Source organism: Xylocopilactobacillus apis, from assembly GCF_033095965.1.
Classification (GTDB): domain Bacteria; phylum Bacillota; class Bacilli; order Lactobacillales; family Lactobacillaceae; genus Xylocopilactobacillus; species Xylocopilactobacillus apis.
This window is the reverse complement of the sequence record NZ_AP026801.1, coordinates 449147-473329: the sequence shown is the minus strand read 5'-3', so window position 1 is coordinate 473329 and position 24183 is coordinate 449147. Positions and strand designations below refer to the sequence as shown.

General features: G+C 34.2%; 25 protein-coding genes. 3 read left to right on the top strand and 22 right to left on the bottom strand.

Annotated elements, in window-relative coordinates:
- Positions 1–174 precede the first annotated feature (174 nt).
- The 10 genes from R8749_RS02190 to R8749_RS02145 form a co-directional block, all read right to left on the bottom strand.
- Entirely contained in the window at positions 175–330 is a 156-nt protein-coding gene (locus R8749_RS02190; protein WP_317697601.1) for a hypothetical protein, read from the bottom strand.
- 2 nt (positions 331–332) lie between these two features.
- Positions 333–824, bottom strand: a complete 492-nt coding sequence (locus R8749_RS02185; protein WP_317697599.1) for a hypothetical protein — start codon at positions 822–824, stop codon at positions 333–335.
- 350 nt (positions 825–1174) lie between these two features.
- A complete protein-coding gene (locus R8749_RS02180) occupies positions 1175–3010 on the bottom strand; it encodes an FtsX-like permease family protein (RefSeq protein ID WP_317697597.1) in 1836 nt (611 codons plus the stop codon).
- Positions 3007–3756, bottom strand: coding sequence for an ABC transporter ATP-binding protein (locus tag R8749_RS02175; RefSeq protein ID WP_317697595.1), 750 nt, complete (start codon positions 3754–3756; stop codon positions 3007–3009). Before R8749_RS02175 ends, R8749_RS02180 begins: the two co-directional genes overlap by 4 nt.
- A gap of 99 nt (positions 3757–3855) precedes the next feature.
- On the bottom strand, positions 3856–4620 hold the full coding sequence (locus R8749_RS02170; RefSeq protein WP_317697592.1) for an ABC transporter ATP-binding protein: 765 nt from the start codon (positions 4618–4620) through the stop codon (positions 3856–3858).
- Positions 4613–5512: an ABC transporter permease gene (locus R8749_RS02165; RefSeq protein WP_317697590.1), complete on the bottom strand. Its 900-nt coding sequence runs from the start codon at positions 5510–5512 to the stop codon at positions 4613–4615. The genes R8749_RS02170 and R8749_RS02165 overlap by 8 nt, the downstream gene beginning before the upstream one ends.
- Positions 5512–6504, bottom strand: coding sequence for a tryptophan ABC transporter substrate-binding protein (gene trpX, locus R8749_RS02160; RefSeq protein WP_317697588.1), 993 nt, complete (start codon positions 6502–6504; stop codon positions 5512–5514). Before trpX ends, R8749_RS02165 begins: the two co-directional genes overlap by 1 nt.
- Positions 6505–6801: 297 nt before the next feature.
- On the bottom strand, positions 6802–7443 hold the full coding sequence (locus R8749_RS02155) for a YigZ family protein (RefSeq protein WP_317697585.1): 642 nt from the start codon (positions 7441–7443) through the stop codon (positions 6802–6804).
- Positions 7424–7903 carry a tRNA adenosine(34) deaminase TadA gene (gene tadA / locus R8749_RS02150; RefSeq protein ID WP_317697583.1) on the bottom strand — a complete coding sequence of 160 codons (480 nt, stop codon included), beginning with the start codon at positions 7901–7903 and terminating at the stop codon, positions 7424–7426. The genes R8749_RS02155 and tadA overlap by 20 nt, the downstream gene beginning before the upstream one ends.
- Complete coding sequence (locus R8749_RS02145) at positions 7903–8523, bottom strand: class I SAM-dependent methyltransferase (RefSeq protein ID WP_317697581.1); 621 nt, start codon at positions 8521–8523, stop codon at positions 7903–7905. The genes tadA and R8749_RS02145 overlap by 1 nt, the downstream gene beginning before the upstream one ends.
- Positions 8524–8617: 94 nt before the next feature.
- On the opposite strand from R8749_RS02145, the gene R8749_RS02140 reads away from it, so the two are divergent.
- Positions 8618–9952: an FAD-dependent oxidoreductase gene (locus tag R8749_RS02140; RefSeq protein WP_317697579.1), complete on the top strand. Its 1335-nt coding sequence runs from the start codon at positions 8618–8620 to the stop codon at positions 9950–9952.
- Between the two features lie 141 nt (positions 9953–10093).
- The gene (locus R8749_RS02135) at positions 10094–11020 is read left to right on the top strand and encodes a DUF3862 domain-containing protein (protein ID WP_317697576.1); all 927 of its coding nucleotides are present in this window, start codon (positions 10094–10096) and stop codon (positions 11018–11020) included.
- Here the strand turns inward: R8749_RS02135 and R8749_RS02130 are convergent, their stop codons facing one another.
- Both R8749_RS02130 and R8749_RS02125 read right to left on the bottom strand, forming a co-directional pair.
- Entirely contained in the window at positions 11021–11905 is an 885-nt protein-coding gene (locus R8749_RS02130; protein WP_317697574.1) for a YitT family protein, read from the bottom strand.
- Between the two features lie 300 nt (positions 11906–12205).
- On the bottom strand, positions 12206–12895 hold the full coding sequence (locus R8749_RS02125) for a hypothetical protein (RefSeq protein ID WP_317697572.1): 690 nt from the start codon (positions 12893–12895) through the stop codon (positions 12206–12208).
- A gap of 226 nt (positions 12896–13121) precedes the next feature.
- Between R8749_RS02125 and R8749_RS02120 the strand changes: the two genes are divergently transcribed.
- Entirely contained in the window at positions 13122–13748 is a 627-nt protein-coding gene (locus tag R8749_RS02120; protein ID WP_317697570.1) for a copper homeostasis protein CutC, read from the top strand.
- Here R8749_RS02120 and R8749_RS02115 read toward each other — a convergent pair.
- From R8749_RS02115 to R8749_RS02070, 10 genes are all read right to left on the bottom strand, one after another.
- The gene (locus tag R8749_RS02115; RefSeq protein ID WP_317697567.1) at positions 13725–14618 is read right to left on the bottom strand and encodes an RluA family pseudouridine synthase; all 894 of its coding nucleotides are present in this window, start codon (positions 14616–14618) and stop codon (positions 13725–13727) included. The two genes, R8749_RS02120 and R8749_RS02115, sit on opposite strands and share 24 nt — an antisense overlap.
- A 45-nt stretch (positions 14619–14663) precedes the next feature.
- The gene (locus R8749_RS02110; RefSeq protein WP_317697564.1) at positions 14664–15482 is read right to left on the bottom strand and encodes an NAD kinase; all 819 of its coding nucleotides are present in this window, start codon (positions 15480–15482) and stop codon (positions 14664–14666) included.
- The gene (gene yjbM, locus R8749_RS02105; RefSeq protein ID WP_317697562.1) at positions 15479–16093 is read right to left on the bottom strand and encodes a GTP diphosphokinase; all 615 of its coding nucleotides are present in this window, start codon (positions 16091–16093) and stop codon (positions 15479–15481) included. The genes R8749_RS02110 and yjbM overlap by 4 nt, the downstream gene beginning before the upstream one ends.
- An 85-nt stretch (positions 16094–16178) precedes the next feature.
- Complete coding sequence (locus R8749_RS02100) at positions 16179–17006, bottom strand: competence protein CoiA (protein WP_317697560.1); 828 nt, start codon at positions 17004–17006, stop codon at positions 16179–16181.
- Between the two features lie 44 nt (positions 17007–17050).
- Positions 17051–17743 carry an adaptor protein MecA gene (locus R8749_RS02095; protein WP_317697558.1) on the bottom strand — a complete coding sequence of 231 codons (693 nt, stop codon included), beginning with the start codon at positions 17741–17743 and terminating at the stop codon, positions 17051–17053.
- 177 nt (positions 17744–17920) lie between these two features.
- Positions 17921–18658, bottom strand: a complete 738-nt coding sequence (locus tag R8749_RS02090; RefSeq protein ID WP_317697556.1) for an MBL fold metallo-hydrolase — start codon at positions 18656–18658, stop codon at positions 17921–17923.
- 1 nt (position 18659) lies between these two features.
- On the bottom strand, positions 18660–19235 hold the full coding sequence (gene nrdG / locus R8749_RS02085; protein WP_317698487.1) for an anaerobic ribonucleoside-triphosphate reductase activating protein: 576 nt from the start codon (positions 19233–19235) through the stop codon (positions 18660–18662).
- Between the two features lie 173 nt (positions 19236–19408).
- On the bottom strand, positions 19409–21613 hold the full coding sequence (nrdD, locus tag R8749_RS02080) for an anaerobic ribonucleoside-triphosphate reductase (RefSeq protein WP_317697554.1): 2205 nt from the start codon (positions 21611–21613) through the stop codon (positions 19409–19411).
- A gap of 147 nt (positions 21614–21760) precedes the next feature.
- On the bottom strand, positions 21761–22537 hold the full coding sequence (locus tag R8749_RS02075) for a tyrosine-protein phosphatase (RefSeq protein WP_317697552.1): 777 nt from the start codon (positions 22535–22537) through the stop codon (positions 21761–21763).
- Entirely contained in the window at positions 22527–24170 is a 1644-nt protein-coding gene (locus R8749_RS02070; RefSeq protein ID WP_317697549.1) for a peptide ABC transporter substrate-binding protein, read from the bottom strand. Before R8749_RS02070 ends, R8749_RS02075 begins: the two co-directional genes overlap by 11 nt.
- Between the last annotated feature and the right edge of the window lie 13 nt (positions 24171–24183).

Sequence of the window (24183 nt, the reverse complement as noted above, 5' to 3'; positions counted from 1 at the left end):
CCTCCTCATTTGATGACGCTTTCATTATAGATATATATAATTTTTAATCACAGGTATTTTTCTGCACCATATATCGTGCATATCAATAAATATTTTTAGAAAAATTAATAAGCAAACACAATTAAAATTTTATAAAAAAAAGAATCAAATTTGATTCTTTATAAGAAGATATTTTTAATATTTATCTTTGGTCTGAATTTTTTCAATATTATCTTTAAATTCCTTCGGACTCATAATTTGATCATTATTAGGATAACTGATCTTACCATCAAACTTTTCTGTTTTAATATTTATTTTAAGTTCAATTAGTTCGCCTGTTTTTTGTTTCATTCTTAACAAATAATTAACCGTAGATTTTTGGGGATTATAGTTGATGGCGTAATCAAAACTTTAAACTCTGAATAAAGCTCATCTAAATATTCTTGACTAAGAACTTTTGTCTTAAAATCTCTATTCAAATATTTAGAATACTCTTTAAGATAGTTTTTTACGTCTTTTTTATGTAAAACGACTTTAATCGTATCGTCTTTTTTAGTTATTTCGTTATCCGGCAGAGAATTGATTGTATCCTTTAAAGCAATAAAAGAATCTTTTTGAACATTTTTCGAATTTTTAATTACATCTTTAGTCTGAGCAATTTCTTTATTATCTGCAGCATTAAATTCTTTCATTAGCGCTATTATATCAACATATTTTCCACTAATTTTTGAGAAATCATATGCCGGAATGTCTTTACTTAAAGAGCGAGCTAACTTATATCTAGACTCAATAAAATCAGTTTTAAAAAATATTTTTTTATTGTTGCCTACAAATTCTACCGGCACCGTTTCATCTAAGACATTAAATTTAACAATTCCTTTAGTACTTGAACTGTTAGTTTCTCCCGTTCCAGTTAAAGATCCATTTTCAATTAGGTTAATTATTATTTTCGAGGATGTATCAACATCGTCACTTTCAGGAAGTTCAATTTTCGCAAGTTTAATTTTAAAATTTACTTTTTCCTTTTTAGTAGTGGATAATTGATCGTAATATTGAATTAAAGTTTGTTTGAAGGTCTGCAGCCGACAAAAACAAACATTAGTGACAAAACTAATAATATAAGAAAAGGTTTTCGATTTTTCATATTCCCCTCTCTTAATATTATATTATAAAAACGCTTACGCTTAAATTAAATCTACTTTTTCACTTTCGGCAGAACAATTTTTTGGTAAAGCCCCACTGTTAACAAATAATAAAGGAGGTAAAGAACTAAAAATATTAAAAATGGGACTCCTAAGTTTCCGTAAGGTTTAGCTAAAAGGTCTGTCGCTTTAAACATCTGAAGCCCAAACAAAACATGCATTATTCCAAGAATTCCCGGAAGTAAAAACAGAGCTCCGATTTCTTGAAAGATTGATGTTTTTAACAAATTTCTTCTAGCCCCGAGCTGATTTAAACGATGATAACGTAGAACATCTTTTGGCGCACTCGAAAGAATTTTAAACATTAAACACGATGCCAGCATTGCTAGAAATGCTAGTCCTAAAAACACTCCGATAAATTCAAAGCCTGAAACGGAGGAATTAAAGTCTTGATAAAATAAATATTTTTGAGACATGTTAATCATCGCAAGACTGTTAGCACTTCCCTTTTTGTTATCCTTAAGCGCTAATTTTTTTAATTGTCGATGATCTCGAACAAAATTTTGAAGCTTATACAGCCTAATCTCATGTACTTCTCCCTTTGTTCGGTCATATTTTTCTTTAGTTACAATTTTGCTGTCAAACTTTTGTAGATTTTGAGGAATGTATGATATTAAAGAACTGTTAAATAATGAATCTCTGTCTTTTAATAAATTTTGACCAGTTATTTTTTCGACCTTAGAAGAACCAAAATGTAAATTTAAGAAAGGATCCCGATCAAAATCACCCGCATTCCACACAATCTTTTTGTTAAAAAACTTAATCCGATAAACGCTAGTACTTTTAAGTTTTAATTTTTGAGCTTCTTTAAGATCACCTGGTGACGGATCATGTAAAACCAAATCATAATAATTACTTGCATCGCTTTGTTCAACGACCTGATCACTAAAAGCAAGACCAACAGTAATTGCCCCCAGAGACAAAGCAAATAGAATTGTTACCATTGATAAAAGCCGGGTAAAATCACGAAGCCGAAAACTTAACTGCCCTAAGGTAAAACTGTGAATTTTTTTGAATCGAAAGGATTCATTATTTCTCAAAAGTTCAATTATCCCTTGAAAAATAACGTCAAATGCAAAATAAGTTCCCAGAACGATCGTAACAAGTGCAACAATCAAGCCTAAAATTACTCCCGTTGGACCATCAAAAGGTTCATGTTTTAAAGTCGCCATTGTCCAATACCCTAGAGCCAAAAGAATAATTCCTGCCAAAATTTCTATTATTTGCCCAAGGCGATTTTTATGACCTAAACGCGGTGTTTGATCTTGGTTCAAAAGTTGAAGAATAGGTTTTTTTACTAACTTTCTGGCATTTAAGATCGCAATGAGGGCAAAAATAATTAAAAAGTATCCCAATGTGACAATTGTCGCCTGAGAACTCCAAATCGAAAACTTTGAAACCGTTAAATCCATTTGTTGAATGATCCAGTAACCAACTACTTTTGTTAAACCAAGTCCTAAAATTAAACCCAAACCAACAGCCAGGATTCCGATTAATAGTGTTTCCGTGAAAATTAAAAATGCAATTTTACGAGATTTAGCACCCAACATCATATACATTGCATAAACTCGTTGTCTTATCGAGAGTAAAAAAGAGTTTGCGTAAAAAATATACACTAAACTAATGATCCCCAGCAAAATGGAACCCAAATATGAGGTATAAATTAAAGTATCGAAATTCAAATGTAAATTTGCTTTTAAAAACGCTCGATTGCTTGCAATTGCTTGAAACATATAGAAAATAGCGGCTGCAATCATTAAACCGGAAAACAATACCAGGTAATCCTTCCAGCGACTTTTTATGCCCTTCAGAGCTAACTTTATTGTCATTCGCTGTCTCCTAATACATTTAAAATCTGTTGATAGAATTCTTCTCGTTTTCGATTTTCTCTTTTTAGCTCTTGACCAATCATTCCATCCTTAATAAATAAAATTCGCGAACAAAAACTTGCTGACATTGGATCGTGTGTGACAAGTAGAATTGAAATCTGTTCGGTTTGATTAAGAGAATTCATCGTTTCAAGCAAATCGTGTGCGCTATGTGAATCAAGAGCTCCGGTTGGTTCGTCACCAAACAAAATTGCGGGATTCGTTACTAACGCCCGTGCTGCAGCGACTCTTTGTTTTTGACCACCAGAAATTTCTGTTGGATATTTAGGTAGAATTGCTTCAATTGAAAGTTTTTTAGCTATTTCATCTATTCGTTTAATAATGTCTTTGCTTTTAACTCCCTGCAATGACAAAGGCAACGCAATATTTTCTGATGCAGTTAAATTCTCCAACAAATTAAAATCTTGAAAAATAAAACCAACCTGATGAGCTCTGAAATCTGATAAATTATTACCATGAAGTTTTGTAATATCTTTACCATTGATCATCACTTTACCTGCTGTTGGATAATCTAAGGTTGACAAAATATTAAGCAAGGTGGATTTACCAGAACCTGAAGCTCCCATGATTCCAATAAATTCACCTTGTTTAACTTCAAAAGAAACGTTTTTTAACGCAATCGTTAAATCGCCTTTCGATTTTCCATAAATTTTTCTTACTTGTTCAACTTCGATAACATTAGACATCTTACTTCCTCCTTGGGATTTCAATTAGATAACGATCTACAGAGGAAAAAGTAACGAAAAAAATGCCTCGCATTCACGAGACGTTTTTCAATAGATAAATCAATGCTCTAAATATTCATATAGTTTTTCAGTTGTTAAATTCTGCTTTTCGTCTCCCCTAAAATCGGCTTCAATTTGACCTTGATTTAAAACTAAAAGTCGATTCCCGTACTTAATTGCATCTTCTAATTGATGCGTAATCATGAGGGCAGTCAATTTGTCATCAACAATATGCTGGTCAGTTGCGGCCATTAATGATGCGCTTGTATGTGGATCAAGCGCTGCTGTATGCTCATCCAGCAGGATTACATCCGGCCGTTTAATTACTGCCATTAAAAAGCTAAGTGCTTGGCGCTGTCCTCCTGACAAAGCACCTGTTGCCGTATTAAGCCGTTCTTCTAACCCATTATTCATTGTTGCTGCTAATTCACGAAATTCATTCAAATGAGTTTTTAAATGACGCGGTTTTAAAAATCTTCTCTGTCCCCGATTTACTGCCAACAATAAATTTTCAGCTACGGTCATTCTTGGAGCGGTTCCCATTTTTGGATCTTGAAAAACGCGACTGAGAAACTCTGGATGTGCTTCTTCTGATAGTTTAGTGATGTCTTTTCCAAGGTGAAGTACTTGACCCGAACTAACTGGCAGCATCCCACTAATAACATTAAAAAGCGTCGATTTTCCAGCTCCGTTGGTTCCAACAATTGTAATAAAATCACCTTCATTAATTTGTAGATTAACGTGATTTAAAATTATAACTTCTCGCGAAGTTCCTTGATTTACAACAGTTGAGACATCTTTTAATTCTAAAATTGGATTAGTCATCATGGCGTACTCCTTTCATAATTGTACTTTTCACTCGTAAATGCTTTTCTAACTGCGGCAGTAACATACAAAGTGCCAGTACAATAGAAGAAATAAGATTTAAATCATCTGCTTTGAACCCTAATTGTAAAACTACCAACAGAAGCAATCGATAAATAATGCTGCCCAGAGTAACAGCCACTAAACGCTGCGGTAAAGTTAACTCGCCAAATAGTACTTCTCCAATAATGATTGAAGCTAGAGCTATAACGATCGTCCCAATTCCCATATTAATATCGGCATAACCGTTACTTTGAGCAATTAAAGCTCCACACACTCCCACAATGCCGTTAGAGATCATCAAGCCCATAATAACCATCCGGTCTGTCTTAACGCCGAGTGATTTTGCCATCTGCCGATTATCTCCGGTCGCGATGAAAGCTTGGCCCCAATCGGTATTTAAAACAAATATCATCAGAATAGTGAAGATAAAAATTACGATCATTCCAACAAAAACACTGTCAAAATATTGGGGTAAACTTGCTAAAAATTTTCCATTAAAAAGTGTTTTTTGTCCTAAAAGCGAGATATTTGATTTTCCCATTATTCTTAGATTTATTGAATAAGCGGCCGTCATTACCAAAATCCCTGCCAAAAGACTTGGAATTTTCCCTTTCGTATATAACAGACCTGTAACTAACCCTGCTATCACTCCCACTACAAAAGATAAAAGTGTTGCCAAAATTGGATTTACACCGTGTGTTATTGCAGTTACTGCGACAGCTGCCCCTAAGGGAAAAGTGCCTTCAACAGTCATATCAGCAAAATTTAAAATTCTAAATGTTAAATATAGTCCTAGTCCTAATAACGCCCATAAGAGTCCTTGACCAATCGCCGAAACAATTACATTCATTATTTAAATACCTTCCCTTCTTTTTGAGCCTCTTCTAAAAATCGTGCGGGAATCTTAATCCCTAATTTTTGAGCCTGCTTTAAATTAAGAACTGCTTCCCCGTGCTTTATGTATCTGATGGCCGTAGTTGACGGTTTATTTTTACCTTTTAATATGGAAGCAGTTAAGTGACCTCCAAGGAGACCTAACTTATATTGATTGATGCCATAAGCTGCCACTCCACCTTGTTTGACCATTGTGTCAACGGCTGGAAAAATTGGTTTATTAACCGCATCTGCATTTTTCACTAATGTCTGCATTGCCCCCGCAATTACGTTATCTTGCGGAACCATGACCGCATCCACTTTTTGCAGCATTTCCTGCGAAACTTGATTAAGATCATTACTGTTGGAAATAGAATAAACCTTGATTGGAACCTTCATTTCTTTAGCAGTTTTGACAATTTGTTTATATTCAGCGGTTGCTGAGCTGTCGCTTGAGGTATAAATAACTCCTAAAGTTTTTAAATCAGGCATAAATTCTTTAATCAGCTTTAATTGATCTTTGATTGGAGACATATTAGAAACGCCGGTAATATTAGAGCCAGGATGTTCGTAATTTGTGACTAATCCTGCTGATCGAGGATCAGTTACTGCCCCCATCACAATCGGAATTTTCTTGGTAAGGTTGGCTAATGATTGTGAAGCTGGGGTCGTAATACCAAATAAAACCTCAGAATTTTCATTAACCAATTTTGTTGCCATCGTTTTTAAATTACTTTGATCACCTTGTGCATTCTGATAATCAATTTTGACATTTTTTCCATCAACGTAGCCTTCTTCTTTCATTCCTTTAGTAAAACCTTCTTGGATTTGATCTAACGCCGGATGATGCATTAAAGTCAAAACTCCAACTCGAGGCATTGATCCCGCTTTAGTGGAGCCCCCCTCGTTAAAAAAAGCAAATCCTAAAAAAACAAGTAACACGCCAATTAAAGCTAACATTCGTTTCATTTTTCTCACCTTTCAATAAATAAAAAAAGAGCCTCAATGAGGCTCCAATTGTTGAACAAAAGAAAAGCCTGCAAGGATTATCCATACAGACTTAAGATTATGAGTTTAGCCGGCATGAATACGATCTGACAAATCAGGTCGTATCCACAACGGAATCAACCTGAAATTACCGGCTTTGCCAACGATTATTTAAATCTAATTTCAAGTTAAACATTTCTAAACTCCTTTCGCTCTTTTAAGTTAAAAAACATTTTAGATGTATTTTAAAACAATGTCAACTAAATTTTTTAAAAAATTTTATGAAATTAACGTCGGAAGTATGCGTTCAGCAATAACTGTCAGTGCGTAACGTCCATTAAACCGATTAGCGAGTTGATTGTTAAAATTATCTGCTTCACTTTTTTTCAACTGAATTTGAAGTGTAACCACTTCTGAAAATTGTTCATCTAAGATTGGAATTTCATTTTGTTTTAAAAAATATTTAACTGCATCATGGTCGCTATAACTAACTTTAATTTGCGCCACTGTAAAAAAGTCATAAATTGCAAGATTCGCCTCTTCAATTGCTACAGTTACGCCCTTGCCGTAAGCCCTAATCAAGCCTCCTGCACCTAATTTAATTCCGCCAAAATAACGCGTCACCGTTGCCAAAACATTAGTTAATTCATTTTTTTGTAACGCATTTAAAATTGGCGCCCCTGCGGTACCTTGTGGTTCACCATTATCAGATGATTTCATCTTCTCAACATCTTCATTTAAGATGTAGGCATAACAGATATGAGTTGCATCTCGGTGTTCCTGCTGAACAATCTTTAAAGCCTCAGTTGCTTCTTCCTCATCATGTACTAAAAAAAGATCACCAATAAAACGGGATTTTTTAACTGTAAACTCTCCCGTTGCTCGATCTTCGGCTAAACTTTTATAAGGAATTTTTTTCATCTTTTTTCCTCAAACGGATCTCATGAAAAAAGTCTTTAATTATCTGCTGACATTCTGCTTCAAGAACTCCTCCTTGATATTCAACATGATGATTAAATTTTTCGTTATCCAAAATATGCTCTAAGCTCTCAATTGCCCCTGCTTTCGGATCTGAGGCACCAAATGTAACTTTTCTAATCCGACTATTGATAATTGCGCCGGCACACATGGGACAAGGTTCAATCGTAACAAATAAATCACAGTCAATTAAACGCCAGAATCCTATTTTTTTACAGGCGTTGCTGATTGCAATCATTTCAGCATGGGCTAAAGCATTCTCATCGATTTCTCTTCGATTATAACCTTTCCCGATGATTTGATTGTTATAAACCACCACCGCGCCAATTGGGACCTCATCTTTAGATTTAGCAATTTGTGCTTGGGCTAATGCTTCTCGCATCCAAAATTCATCTTGATCCATTACACCGCCGATGATTTCTTTTTTGAACTTAAAATATAGTAACCTTTATTTCGTTTTAAAATCTCACAATTACCAAAAACATCTTCCATTTTCCTCTTTAAAGATGGTTCGCCTTGCTTCTTTTGGACGACCAAAATTAAATTTCCGTCTAAATTAAGATGTTGATAGCTATCCTCAACTAACGTGTTAATTATTGTTTTCCCTGCCCTAATTGGCGGATTTGTCAAAACTAAATCAAAATTATCTTCTATTTGATCAAAAAGCGAAGATTCGATCACATCAATATGCTCAGTTAAATCGTTTGCTATAAAATTTTTCTTAGCAAGATCAAGTGCTCTTTCATTTACATCGCTGGCTAAAATCTGTGCCTTTGGAAAATGTTTTGCCGCAAAAAGGGCAATTGGCCCATAACCAGTTCCTAAATCTAATATTTTCTTAGGAAATATCGGTAATTGATCAACGGTGGAAATTAATGTCTGAGTACCGAAATCAATGGTATTTTTCGAGAAAACTCCATTATTAGAATAAAATTTAAAATTAAATCCAGCTAAATCTCGATTAAAAGAAAACTCCTCATCTTTTGAGGAAGGCTGTGCCGTATAATATTGTTCATTTTTCATACTTTTATTTTACCAAACTGGAAGCGTTTCATTTTCATAAAATTATAGTAAAATTATCTTGTTACTAATACATATTATGGAGGATACAAAATTTATGAAGGTTGCAGTAATTGGATGTACTCATGCCGGCACTTTTTCGGCTCAACAGATCTTAACTCAACACCCGGATGCAGAAGTTACAGTCTATGAAAAAAACGATACGTTATCATTTCTTTCTTGTGGAATTGCTCTTTGGGTGGGTAACAACGTTTCAGATCCTAAGAAAATGTTCTATTCAAGCCCGGAAGCTCTAAGTAAACTGGGAGCCACTATGAAAATGGAGCATGAAGTCACAGATGTTAATCTAGATTCAAAAACGGTCACTGCCAAGGATTTAAAAACTGGAGAAGTCAACACTGACTCTTTTGACAAAATCGTAATTACTACTGGTTCTAAACCGGTTGTACCTAATTTACCGGGAATTCACGGCAGCAAAGTTTATCAGTGCAAAAACTGGGATGATGCCAAAAGAATCAAAGAAATCACAGAAAAAGTTTCCAGTGCAGTAGTTATTGGTGCTGGATACATTGGAGCAGAAATTGCAGAGCAACTTTCAGTAATCAACAAACAAGTCACTTTAATTGATGGATTGGATCGCGTTCTTGCTAATAATTTTGATCAAAATATTACTGATCGCATCGAAACTGAATATAAAAATCACGGAGTTAAACTTGCTCTTGGTGAGATGGTAAAAGGTTTTAAAGAAGACGGCGATCAAATAACTGTGGAAACTGATAAAGGGTCATACACCGCAGATATTGCTGTCTTAGCAATTGGATTTTTACCACGAACCGAACTTTTTAAAGATCAAGTAGAGATGCTGCCAAACGGGGCAATCATTACTAATGAATACATGGAAACAAGTAAAAAAGACGTCTTTGCAGCCGGTGATGCAAGTTCAGTATTCTATAACCCTACTGGCAAGGCCGATTATATCCCATTAGCAACCAATGCGGTTAGACAGGGAATCCTTGTTGGTAACAATATTGAAAAACCAACTGTTAAATATATGGGAACACAAGCAACTTCAGCCGTTGAACTATACGGATATGCACTTGCTGCCAGTGGTCTAAATGCCGCTGGTGCAAAAAAACGCAACGTTGAAATTGAATCAGTATCAATTGAACCTGATTATCGACCTGATTTTATGCTTACAACTACTAAAGTTCTTTGTACTTTATATTGGGATCCAGATACCCGCAGAGTTTTGGGTGGATCATTCCTTAGTAAGCATGATATTTCACAAGCGGCAAATGTGATTTCACTCGCAATCCAAAATAAAATGACAATTGACGAATTAGCAATGGTTGATCTTTTCTTCCAGCCAAACTTCGATCAGCCGATAAATTATATTGGGGCCGTTGCAGCTGAAGCTGCCGCTAAAAAATAATTTGTTGTAATTAAAGTCAGCATCTGCTGACTTTTTTTATAATAATCACAATTTTGTTATAAATTTTTTCGAAATTGGAAACACTTAATCTTAATTTATAAGTTATTATATTAATTAGGTATAACAATTAGAGGAAAAATCATGAATAACTACGAAAACAACAACAAAATTCCCAAAAGAAATCTAAATCAAACTGATAATCCATCGTCTATGGAGCCTGAAAATAACCCAAATCAGCAAAACAATTTTGAAGTTATACCACCAAATGATAAGCCTAAAAAAGCTTTTTACAAAAAGTGGTGGTTTTGGCTGTTAACAATCCTAGTAATTGCCGCAATTGCAGTAACTGTTTTTCTGCTTCTCAATAAAAAGCCAAATACAGAAAATTCCAAAAAGGAATCTTCTTCTTCAAAAGTAGTTAAAAAGGCAAAAAAGAAATCTAAGGCTAAGAAGAATTCTGCTTCTTCTACAACTGCTTCTTCAACTTCAAAAAGCAGTATTCAAGGCTCTCAACCAGCAAATGGAAATAAACAAAATAGTAATTCCGCAATCAGCAAAACGGGCAGTGCTTTAGAAGTATTTAGTGCTATTAAATTAGGCGATACTGCACAAAACGGCACCGGCGGAGATACTGTTGCCGATTTAAAGAAAAAAATTGGTGAAGGTTACAAAGAAGATTCTATTAATTATCAAGGAAAAGATGCTACAAAGGTATCGTGGGGAACTGTAATTGGCATTACTGAAGGATCTGGCACAATGATAATTGGGGTAAAAAATGGCACTGATTATCGAGTAGTTTCCAAAACAAGTGTTGGAATCTCAAGTGATACTAAACGAGATAAAATAACTTTACTTCAGTTTAATCAATTGCAAACAAATGGATTAACAGGTGAAAAAGCTGTGCAATTGCTTGGACAGCCTAACGCAATGACTGAATCTCATATTGGCGGCAAAGTATTTACCTCATATACTTGGAATACCAATCTTCAGGGAGATAAAAATGCTTTTCTCACAATCAGCTTTACAGATGGTGTTGCGACTGCCAAAAATCAGCAGGGATTAAAATAACTAAATTCCAACTTTAAAAATTGAACGATGTGGTCGATTGAAGGTAAATCCTTCTCCAATTTGTTCTTGAGCATTATAGATCGAAACGAAAGACTTTCGATCTATTTTATTTATAATTTCTCGAACGTCATTCATTTCACTCGGGTCAACTACTACGTAAACAATATTTTGCGGTTTACCTGTGTATCCTCCAATTGCTTTAATGATAGTTGCCCCGCGTCCTAAACTATTCATGATTTCATTAACCATTTCTTCAGTTTTGTCTGTAAAAATCATAAAGACTTTTCCAGTATATGAACCTTGTTCTGTAAAATTTACCAGCTCCATAAAAACAAATGAATAAATAATTGTATACATCATTTGAACAATATTAACATAGACTAAAGAACATAGAAGAACTATTACATCAAGGGCAAAAAGTGATTGTCCCATTGGGACTCCAAATTTATCTTCAAAAATTCTTGCCACTACATCTGTTCCGCCAGTGGTCCCTCCGAAACGATAAATAATTCCAGATCCAAAACCACCTAAAATACCGGCTAAAATTGCCGATATTAATTGATCATGATGAAGATTGGGAGCCATTTTGAACATGCCCCAAAATGATAGAGAACCGGAAAAAGTAATGATCCCCCAGAATGTATAGATTAAAGATTTCAAACCTAGGAATCGGTATCCAATAATAAAAAGAGGAATATTAATTAACAAAACTGAAATCCCTGGATTAACATTAAAGAGAGCTTTAAAAATTAAAGCAATCCCACTGACTCCCCCATCTGCTAATTTATTAGGAATATTAATATTAGTTAATCCCCAAGCAAATATTGAACCACCGATCAAAATCATAAATAGATCTAAAAAACTAATTTTTTTAATCCACTTCATATTAAATTACCTCCAAAAAGAAATAAGCCAGCAGATAGCTGGCTTTATTGTCAATTGCAATCAAAAATGTACAAATTACTTAAAGCTTTTCCCAACCCTTATCAATTCCTTTAAGATATTACTCTGTTAAGTTAAATTCCCTTTCAACGGACATCATCTTTACACATATTATAATTACCACTCTATCTTACTAGTTATCTAATTACGATCCTTAATTCCAAAGGAACTGTTCTTCCATGATCAGACAATAAATTTCATGGTATTTCTTTATATTTTCTGTATCTTCTTTTATTCCGTTTTCTACAAATGCTGTCTAATAATAAGCAATAAATTTACCGCATTATTATAAATAACGTAACTTTTTCGCACTTGCAATGAATTAATGTACAAAATAAGGTCTTCTTTTCTCGCTTCTGTACATTTTACCACTTTAGAATACCAATAATTTACAGTTTTAATTATTAAAAAATTTTTATTTGGATAAAAAAGCTGTTTACACAATAAAATAAGATCATAAATTTGAGAAAAATTATCTTCTAATGATCCTACATTAATCCATTCAATTAACCGTTGAACAAAATAATCCGCATAACACTGAACAATTTTTTGCTTTATTTCAATATCATTGTTTAAATCCATTCTGCTATTTTGAATTAAAAAATCTATAATTCTTTTACAATATAATTTTTTTAAATAATCATTTCTTTCTTCGGATTGCTTGCGGGTGATAAATAATAAGTTGGAAAATAATACTTCATTGGCTGCAATTAAAATAAGGTCTTTTTCTATTAAATCATTGACATCTTTGTATCGATTATCAGGTGTATTGAGTTCTAAAAAATATTCGATCAATTCTTTAAAGTAATCCATATAATAAAAATAATCACTGTAAAATTTGGTCCGACTTATCTCTAATTGATATACAAAACTTCTGATCGAAAATTGTTCTATCTTACTTTGATTAAGATACTCTAATCCCCGATTTAACAAAACAACCTTACTTAGCATAATAATATGACCTTTTTATTTATTACTAACTTAAAAGCATTACTAAATTAAATATAATAGTATGATAACTTAGTTTAATAACAATAGCTAGAAATATTTGCTATCTGTTTAGATACTTTTAGACTTATCCAGTTTGTTTTTAACCCTTTGACTCTTTTTCCCATGTAGAAGACAATGTAAGTTGAAAACATTATTAAAGGAGCTCAAAATGCTTTATGAAGCATGTATCGAAAATTTAACTAACTTAAAAGATGTTATTAAAAAGGGTGCTAAAAGGATTGAATTATGCGATAACCTTACAGTAGGCGGCACTACCGTTAGTCACGGGGTTATGAAATACGGAATTCAATATGCGCACGAAAATCAAGTGTCGGTTGCTGTAATGATTAGACCTCGAGGGGGAGAATTCATCTATTCTGATCAAGAAATTAACATTATGGAAGATGATCTCTTTCAAGCTCAAGAACTTGAAGCTGATTCAGTGGTATTCGGAGCACTTACAAATGATGGAAAAATCGACCAAAGCGCAATGGAACAGCTAATTGCGGCTTCCAGTGGAATGGAAACAGTAATGCATATGGCCTTTGATCACATCAGCGGTGATAAAATCGCAGCAATTGATGAACTAAAGAAATTAGGTATCGACCGAATTTTAACTCATGGGGGACTAATGGATACTAATATTAACGATAATCTCTCAACGATCAAAAGCTATCTAAAAGCCGCAGATAATCAAATTCAAATTCTACCCGGCGGCGGCATTACAACACAAAATCGAGATCAAATTGCCGCAGAAACGGGAGCAAAACAATTACACGGGACTAAAATTGTTTAATAAATCAGTTAGATCATCCGGCAGCGGAGCGTTAATTACAATTTTTTCCTGCGTAAAAGGGTGCACGAAAACTAGTTTTTCGCAATGCAAAGCTTGACGGTTAATCAAATTACGATCGCCACCGTATAACTCGTCTCCAAAAATCGGATGATTAATTGCACTTAAATGCGCCCTAATTTGGTGAGTTCTCCCGGTGTAAAGCCTTACCCGCAAACTTGTTGCTTCTTGGTAATTTTTCTCAACCTGCAGCAGGGTCATCGAACTTTTCCCTTGGTCACTAATAACCCGACGCAAAAAAAACTCGGGCGAACGCCCTAGCGGAAGTAAAAGCAGACAATCACGTTCGATCTGCCCCATTGTCACTGCAAAATATTCTTTTTTCACAGTTTGACTGGTCTTTTGCTTAAAAAATAAGCTATGGGCTAAGGAGTTTTTAGCAAATAGAATTACCCCGCTGGTATCAGCATCTAACCGAGTAATCAAGTGCATCGCATAATCAGTTCCGTATTTTTGATAAAGATAATACTTAACTCGACTAGATACGTTATCCAGCGAATCCCCTCTTTTGGGAATTGATGGCAAAAAAGGCGGTTTATTAGCAGCTAAAAAATATTCATCTTCATAAAGAATTGTTATCGGCTCATTTATTTTTACAATATTATCGGATCCAGCTAAATCTGGGATATCAATTTCTAACTGATCGTTTACCTGCAACCGATAATCGCTTCTTTGATCTTTACCATTAACAACAATTTCTCCACCGTGATACTTAATTCTCTTTAAGATCCGACGGGAAATCCCTTGCAATCGTAAATATTTTGAAATTTTTTGATCTTGATCGTTTTCTTGAATGTTAAAATTTAATCTCATTTGTCTCTTAAAAAAGCCCAGCTTATTATAAGTTGAGCTTTTGTTTTACTTTTCATAATTTTTTTTCAGATAGATAAAAGAATTGCCAACCCGATCCCAAAAATGCATATGGCGATACTTAACAAAACGAATGCTTTCATCAGCAATTTGGTATCTTAGTCTAGTAACTCCTGTATTGTGCATTGTTAAATTATCAACCGATAAATAGATATCATTAGGATCAAGAAGTTCAACTTCAACCCACTCTTGAGGGGAGAGCACCATCGGAGATCCGAGCGTTCGAAAAATACTATTATTTAATGATGCAATTTCTGCCACCTGCAGAGCTCGAACTGTTGGATGAATGACTGCTCCATTTAATGATTTATTATAAGCAGTGGATCCGGTAGGCGTTGAAATACAAAGTCCATCTCCTCTAAACTTTTCAAAAAAATTGTCTTTAACTAAAATGTTACAGGTAAATGTTGAAACTACCCGTCTAACAGTCGATTCATTTAAAGCATAATATGTCTCAAAAGGATCTTTTTCGCTGTCACGATATGCATCAATTTTTAATAATGGATAACTAACAACTTCTTCCTGATCCCTTAATAAAGAATCAACCAACTCTTCTAGTTCAAATTCTCGATAATCTGTATAGAAACCCAAATGTCCAGTATGAACTCCGATAAAGCGAACCTCGTTAATAAACTTCAAGTAATGATGAAAAGCTGAAAGGATCGTTCCATCTCCTCCAACGGAAATAACAATCTCTGGCACTTCGTTTTCAACAATGGTGATCCCTTTATTCATCAATAATCGTTTAAGCTTATTAACAACCATAATCGTTTTCGGTCGATTATTAGAAAAAATTGCTACTTTCAATCGTGCTCCTTCCGCGGATTAGTCTCACGAATTTCTGAACGAATTTCTGACATTTCTTGATCCAGCTGAAAAGAGACTTCTGCTGATCTTTCAAGCCTTTTCGCCACATCCGGCGGTACTTGTCCTTGATATTTATAATTAAGGCTATGTTCAATCGTTGCCCAAAAGTTCATCGACATTGTCCGCACTTGAATCTCAGCTAAAATCTTCTTTGGTCCATTAATCATCTCGACGTTATATTCAATCACAATGTGATAAGAACGATAGCCTGAAGCTTTATTATACTTCACATAATCGCGTTCTTCCACAATCGTCATATCTTCTCGATGTCTAATTAATTCCACAACTTCATAAATATCTTCAACAAACTGGACCACAATTCTTAAACCCGCGATATCCTGCATTTCTTCTTCTAAATGCTCTTCATCGATATGCCGTCGCTGCATTTTTTCTAAAATCGAATCGACTGGTTTTACGCGCCCAGTCACAAATTCGATTGGCGACTCTGAATCATATTCTAAATATTGTTTGCGTAATCCGCGTAATTTCACTTTCATCTCTTCAACTGCTACTCCATAAGGTAAAAGAAATGAATTCCAATCTTTAATCATGATAAATAACTTCTCCGTTTTTATAATAGTGGAAATTGATTTAAATCTGCTTCTGGCAATGGTAAATGTAAAAACTTATAAAGGTTTATTTCAAATTTTGATCGATATATTGGGGAAAACCTTCTGGTACAAAAAGTTCATCTGGTAGACTCATTAAATCATATCCCTTTTCATAACACATTCTTTGAAGTTCGCAAATATTACGATCACGATAAACTAACGCTTGAGCAAATTGCCTTTTAGTTTGTTTAACTGACACTTTATGATAATTTTTTAGATTGTTTCCAAAACGATAATTAAACAATTGGTTAATCGAACATTTTTCCTTAATCCCCCAAAAACGAAACCAGTCGTATTTACGGATATGGTGATACATCACAACGTTTTTTCGGTCTGCCTCCAAAAACAAAAGATAAAATCCTAAATTTTCTTGGTAATTTAAAAATTTCAAAGAATTAGTATTAAATTTTCGTTCGACAAAGTATCGAGGTCCCAAAAACCAAAGTGAATCCCACCCTTGATTTCGATAAAAATCGTTTCTTTGTTTAAGTAAAGATCCCGAAATTGGACTGCATTGAAATTCAATCGCTAAGCTTGGTTTTACAAAAACGTCAACTCGTCGTTCGCCTTCTTCGGTTATAATTACTTTTTCTTTTTGGGTGGAAAAACCTTCTTCATTCCATGCAGTATACAACAAATTTTTTCCTGCTTGATGAAGCTTTGATTCATTTAAAGGAGTAAAATTTTTCCTTAAATGTTTAAAATATGGTTTATTCTTTTTCCCACAACAAACTTTGAGCAGTTCCTGACAATTAGGACAAAAGAACTGTTCTTTCTTTTCTATTATATTTTGAGCCTGCGCGCTTGAATATAAATAAACTAACTCGCCTTTACTATTTAATCCTGCTATCAAAAAGACACCTCCTTCATAAAATTACGAAAAAGATGCCTAAAAGGTTAGAAATATTTATCTAAAGTGCGAAAAATATTATTTTTGATTAAGAGTTTCCCATGTTCAGCCAGTAGCTCTGGCGATATTTTAGCACGATAACCATATTCATTAACGTTGGTCACTAATTTCGAAAACTTGTCCTGCGTAGAATCCTTTTTATACAGCGTAAATACTGCGTAATAATCATCATTAAGAACAAAAAGCTGGGTTTTAACTTTAATTGTTAAAAAGTGCCCTAAATTAATCAGATCATCAATTGAATCAAATTTTGCAACATACGACAAAGAATCAGGTTTTAATGCTTCTAAATATCTTTCATTAACTGGATCTTTAAATTCAGCTGAATTTTGATGAGTTTTTGAATTAGGATAGTACTTTTGTTGATTTGAATCCATATTAAATAGATTAGCTGGATTAATTACACTGCCATTACTTCGATTAACATTTTTTTCATATTCTTGAGGAGATTTACTTATTAACAATTCTAAACCATCTTCATTTGGCATCACTTGGAACGTTATCGACTGCGGTCCAGAAAAACTGTGATCTGTATCAACTTCTTCTAAAATACTATAGAAAAATTTTTCAACCTGCATCTGATTTCCAAGCAGATCAAGAATTGTCACTCCTCTTTCTTCAAGATCTTTATGAACTAAAAAGACTCTAATATTGTCTTTATCAATGCGATCTATTTCCATTAGAAATAGTGCCTCCAAACTCTTACTTAATTGACTTTTGAGTTAGCTTACATCAACGACGAAAAATCGTCAAACTTCGTTATCCACTAATTATAATTTTAATGAAATTCGTAACTAATCAATAAACAAAAATTAAAAATTAAAAACTTAACATTTATATTATTATCATACCTTAATTTAGACTTCAATTTCTTTTATTTTTGAAGCCAATAAAATATTGATTTTTGGTGCCTCTTCTTTTGCTTCTTTAAGAATTTGTTCATGAGAAATCTCTTGCGGCAGGTGACTAAGCAACAGTTTCTTTACTTGACCGTCACGAGCTAGATCAGCTGACTGAGTAGAAGTCATATGCCATAAATCGCCATTCTTATCTGCCGCAAAATTTGTATCAGCAATTAAAAGATCGCTATCTTTCACAAAATCTGTCAGTTCTTTAAAATACCTAGAATCTGCCGTATAGGTCAAAACTTTTCCAGTTACTTTCGATTTAATTCTTACTGCAAAAGCCACAACTGGATGAATCGTCCGGCAAAAAGTAATTTCAAAGGGGCCTAAATCTAATCGTTTTGTCGGATCGAAAGCTACTCCCTTTGTAAAATTGCTAAAAGTAAGATTTTTAAAATTTTCTTCGTCTTCTTGATGTCCGTAAATCATCAAGGGATCATGTTTTTTCAAACCTGATTTTAACTGATAGTAATACTGTAAAACTCCCACATCTGCAATGTGATCTTGATGATAGTGAGTTAAAAGAACTGAATCTAATTGAAGAGGTTCAATTACTTTTTCTAACGAAAGTAAAGCTCCTGACCCACAATCTAAAAGCAGATTATAGTCATCTTCAGAAACTAAATATGCACTAGTTCCATGACCGTTATAAGGATAGCCGCCATAGTACCCTAAGACATTAACCTTCATTTTATTTTACCAAACGATCCCAGATATGGATCTTCCCTTCTTCAAATGATTTTTTTACATCAATAATTTTCTGATTAGAGCTTCCACGAAATTGTAAAGTTAAATCTTTCTTCTCTTTTACAAATCGACCATCGACTAAAATATCAATTAATGACAGCAGTTCCTTCTTATCAGAAGTGCCCTGCTGTAATTCTTCCCAAGTGTATCCCGACCAAGACCAAATGGTTTTCTTTGCACCAAACTCTTTTCGAATTCTTTTAACGATCCTTAAAGAAACATTAGTATTAAGGAAAGGTTCTCCGCCTAAGAGCGTTAATCCATCTACATAACTATGCTCAAGATCTTTAATAATTTGATCTTCTAATTCTTTCGTATAAGGCTGTCCATAACGAAAGTTTTGCGCAGCTAAATTATAACATTCCGGGCAGGCAAATAAGCAGCCAGAAACATAAAGTGAGCAGCGAACTCCTTCTCCATCGACAAAATTAAATGGTTTGTAATCAGCAATCATATCTTTAGAGAAGTCTTTAGCTTCCCAAGCAATAGGATCATAAGGATCGTATTTTTTTTGTTTCATTTGGCGAACCACACTATTTACATCAAGGTTTGGTTCATCTTTCTGATGATGTTTCTTCCCAATTCCAAATTTAATTCCTAAAGCCTCAAGATCTTCATCAATGTTTTCGTCCCTTTCAGACATTAATTTCCTCTCTTACAAAAAAAGCACACTTTCATGTACTTTAATATTATTTAACTGTCTACACCTGTTAGTTGATCATTTCCAAGCGTCAAATGTTTAACTCGGTGACAAATTTCTTCATGACGTCCATGAACCATCGGTCGTTGATTTGGATTTCCAAGATAACCGCAAGTTCTTTTAACTACATCAACTGTTGCTGGATCTGTATTTCCACATTCTGGACACTTAAAGCCTTTTTCAGTTGCTTTAAATTCTCCTTTAAATCCGCATTTAAAACATTGATCGATTGGAGTATTAGTACCCAGGTATCCCACTAAATCATAGGCATAATCCCACACTGCCTCTAATGCCTTTGGGTTTTGTTTTAGATTAGGGTACTCACAATAATGAATGAATCCGCCGCTTGAATAATAGGGATATTCACTTTCAAATTTTAATTTTTCAAATGGGGTTGGATTTTTTCTGACATCGTAATGAAAACTGTTAGTATAGTAATCTTTATCCGTAATATCTGGAATACTACCAAATTTGGCCTTATCAATTCGACAAAATGTATCAGTTAAAGACTCGGCGGGAGTCCCATAAACTGAAAAATGATAACCATATTCTTCTTCCCAAACTTCGCATTTATCGTGCAAGTATTTCACAACATCAACTGTAAATTGTTTTGCCTCGGGATTCGGCTCCCATTCTGGGCCGTAAAAGACTGTCCCCACTTCGTATAATCCAATATAGCCTAAAGAAACGGTCGCTCTGCTATTCTTAAAAAGTTCATCAACTTTATCAGTTGGCTTTAATCTCTTGCCAAAAGCTCCGTATTGATAAAGAATTGGGGCATTTTGAACAGTTGCTTCTTTTGTTCTTTCAACCTTATAGACTAATGCATCACGACAAATATCAACACGTTCTTTTAAGATCTGCCAGAATTTATCCTGATCACCTTTAGATTCGATTGCAATCCGCGGTAAATTAATCGTAACAACTCCTAAATTCATCCGGCCCGATTCAACATCCTGTCCATTTTCGTCTTTCCAGCTTTGAAGAAAAGAACGGCAGCCCATTGGAGCTTTAAATGAGCCTGTAAGTTTAGTGATCATATCATAAGATACAACATCCGGATACATTCTTTTAGTTGCACAGTCAATTGCAAGCTGTTTAACATCATAATTTGGATCTTCCGGATTTAAATTTAAACCCCGTTTTAGCGTGAAAACTAATTTTGGAAAAATTGCTGTTCGATGTTCAGTTCCTAATCCATCAATTCTAACTTTAAGAATGGCTTTTTGAATCTCACGTTCTGCCCAGCTTGTACCAAGACCAAAACCTAAGGTTGTAAATGGCGTCTGACCATTAGATGAATAAAGAGTATTAATTTCGTACTCTAAACTCTGCATGGCATCATAAATATCTTTAACGGTGCGCTCTTTTGCGTACTCTTCTCTTTTTTGAGGATCATCAATCCACTTTTTAGCTTCGAGAACGTGCTTATCAAAATTCTTCATCGCAAAAGGTGCTAAAAGTTCATCAGTCCGATCTGATGAGCAGCCGCCGTATTGGCTTGATGCAACATTAGCTATGATTTGGGCCATTTGAGCGGTTGCAACTTGAATTGAATGAGGTGTTTCCACTTCTGCATTTCCAATTTTAAAACCATTGGTTAACATCTCTTTAAAATCAATCAAACAACAGTTTGTCATCGGTTCATAAGGAGTGTAGTCGAGATCATGCCAATGAATTTCGCCTTTTAAGTGGGCATTTGCAACCTGAGGCGGCAGCATTTTTAGACCAATCGATTTAGCAACTGTCCCGGCTGTTAAATCACGTTGAGTATTAAAAACGTTACTATCTTTATTGGCATTCTCATTAACAACCGTTTCGTCTTTTTTTAAAAGTTTTTCAATTGTAAAATTAATATCTGTTGCTTGATTGCGAGAAAAATCCTTTTCAGTTCGGTAAGAAATATAAGCTTTTGCTACATTATAAAGATGATGCGCTAAAAGGACATGTTCAACGATATTTTGAATTTCATAGATTTTAACATTATCGTGAAAGCGCTCTTTAATTTCAGCTTCAACATCAGAAGTAACATCCTCAAATGTTTGATAATCGATTGGGCTTAAATCAGAATTTACACTTCTAGCTGCTTTAATGATCGCCTGGGTAATCTTATTAAGATCAAAATTAACTTGCCGACCATCACGCTTAATAATTGTAATTCCTAAAGTTTTAGTTTGATTTTTTTCTAATTCAAGCATTATCCTCTATCTCCCAATTCAAATTTCTAATCCCATTCTACCAAAATATAGGTATTTTTTTAAGCCATTTCATTTCAGCTACAAGATCTAGTATTTTTTTTAATCGCAAAAAAAGAATGCCTAAATATCAGCACTCTTTTTTTCTATCTAGTATTTAAGATAGATTTTTCTTAAATCGGTAATTTCTGATTCGCTCAGTTTTAGAGCGTCTTTTGCATACTGCTTAAAACTGCCGTAAAAATAATCAATCGCCTTAAAAATAACAGTGATGTTATTAGCCTGAACATCAGACAAATTCATTTGATTAATAAATTCATCAACATCATCATTCGTTAATACTTCTGAAGTTCTAGAAGTATAGGCCATATTTGATAGTAAATAATCCTCAATTATTATTTGATCCGGCACATTAAATAGCTTTTCAATTAATGCTGCACCAATCCCTGTTCGATCCTGTCCTGCTGAACAATGAAATAAAAGTGATTGATTTGGTTCACTATTTTCTAACATTAGATGAAACATCTTGCTATAAGTATTTTGACTGTATTCATTTAATACAACATTCTGATAAATACCTCCAATATCAGACGCTGGGGTAAATTTATGGTGATGTTTAATTAAATTGGTGAACGATCTCCAAGAAGAAATGGAACTGCTATCGGGACTGTAAACTGGTAAATGCTCATACTTAACACCCGATAAATTGGGATCTGGAGATATTTTTAGTTCTGTTGGAGAACGAAAATCAAGATCATATTTGACTCCATAATCAACTAATTCGCTTTGCCCCTTTTTATCTAAATTACTTAAGGCACCTGATCTAAGCAGTTTATGCCAAAGAATTGTTTTACCATCTTGCGTCGGATAACCTCCCATTTCACGAAGATTAACACTGCCAGAAAAATTTAAAATTCTATTTTCCATCGAGTTTTGCCCCTACATAATTAAAAAGATTATTAGGAGTAAAAGTTACACCTTTAAGTGAACTTCTTGTTAAATGAGCTTCTACTAACTGATAGATCGGAGCTGCCTCCTGATCGCGTGATAAAATTTCTTGAGCTTGATTCATTTCATCAAATCGTTTGTTAGGATCTGATTCCCGATTGCTTTGCGCAATTAAACGATCGTAATCTGCATTAGAGGTATGACCAAAATTATATACATTTTCTGTTGTTTCAACATTTAATATTGCAACTGGATCTGGAAAATCTGCCGCCACTTGACTTGTCATAAGATCAAACTGACCATTTTGACCTTGTTGTAACCGAGTTTTATGGGGAACTGCTTGAATATTAATTTTTAAACCTGGTAAACGTTCGAGCTGTCCTTGGAAATATTCCATTAATTTCTTATTTGTATCGTTATCTTCTCCCAGCATCGTCCAAGAAACTGAATCAATGCCTGTTTCTTTTTTCCCTTCCTGCCATAATCTTTTAGCCTGATTTAAATCGTAGCTCGAATATTTAGCAGTTGTTTGATTAAGATTTTTGCTAAAATCTTCATTAGTATTAGGGTTATCAGCTAAGCCTAACGGAACCAAAACATGAATTGGAAATGAACCATCACCTAAAATATTTTGGGTTAAATTTTTGCGGTCAACCGCCAAACTTAAGGCTCTTCTAATTTTTACATTTTTTAAAGCTTTGTTCTTTGCTTGATTAAATGTTAAATACATCGTTCTAGTAAGCTTACGAGATTTAAAGTTTGGATCACTTTTCTTTTGTTTAGCTAGAGGTCCATTCAAAACAACATCATCCAGCTGTTTATTTTCAAATAGATTAATAGCTGTATTGGGATCTTTTACCACTTGGTATTCAATGCGATCCAAATAAACATGTGATGAATTCCAGTAATTGTTATTTTTTACAAGATTCCAACTGTTATTAAACCCACTCCATTTTGTTAAAACAAACGGGCCATTGTAGACTGCTCTACTTGCTTTAGTGCCATAAAGACTGCCATATTTTTTGACGACTTTTTCATTTTGAGGAAAGAATGGAGTATTTGTCATTAGTGAGGTAAAATACGGAATTTTTCGCTCTAATTCAACTGAAAAAGTATATTTATCTAATTTCTTAATCCCAAGTGATGACGGATCTTGTTTACCTTTCATAATCGCATCGGCATTTTTGATTCCGGAATACAAATAACTGTATTGAGCTTTGGTAGCAGGATCTACTGTCCGCTGCCAGGCAAAAACAAAATTATCCGCTGTAACAGGATCTCCGTTACTCCACTTAGCATTCTTTCGAAGCGTGAATACGTATTTCAAACCATTTTCTGAGGGCTTGATAATTTGTGTCGCAAGCGCCGGTTTAATTGTAGATCCATGATATGAATAAAGACCTTCCATCACACTATTTACTGCCTGCATACTGTTTTGATCAAAAAATTTTGAACTATCCATTGACTGCAGCATATCTCCGGCCGCTACCCGCCAAACTCGTTCTTCTTTTTTAGAAGTATTTTTCGAGCTGTCAGTTTTTTGACAGCCTGCTAAAACAAATACTGCTAAAAAGAGACTGATAAATGCTATTAAATGTTTGAATTTTTTCATTACTATTCACCTC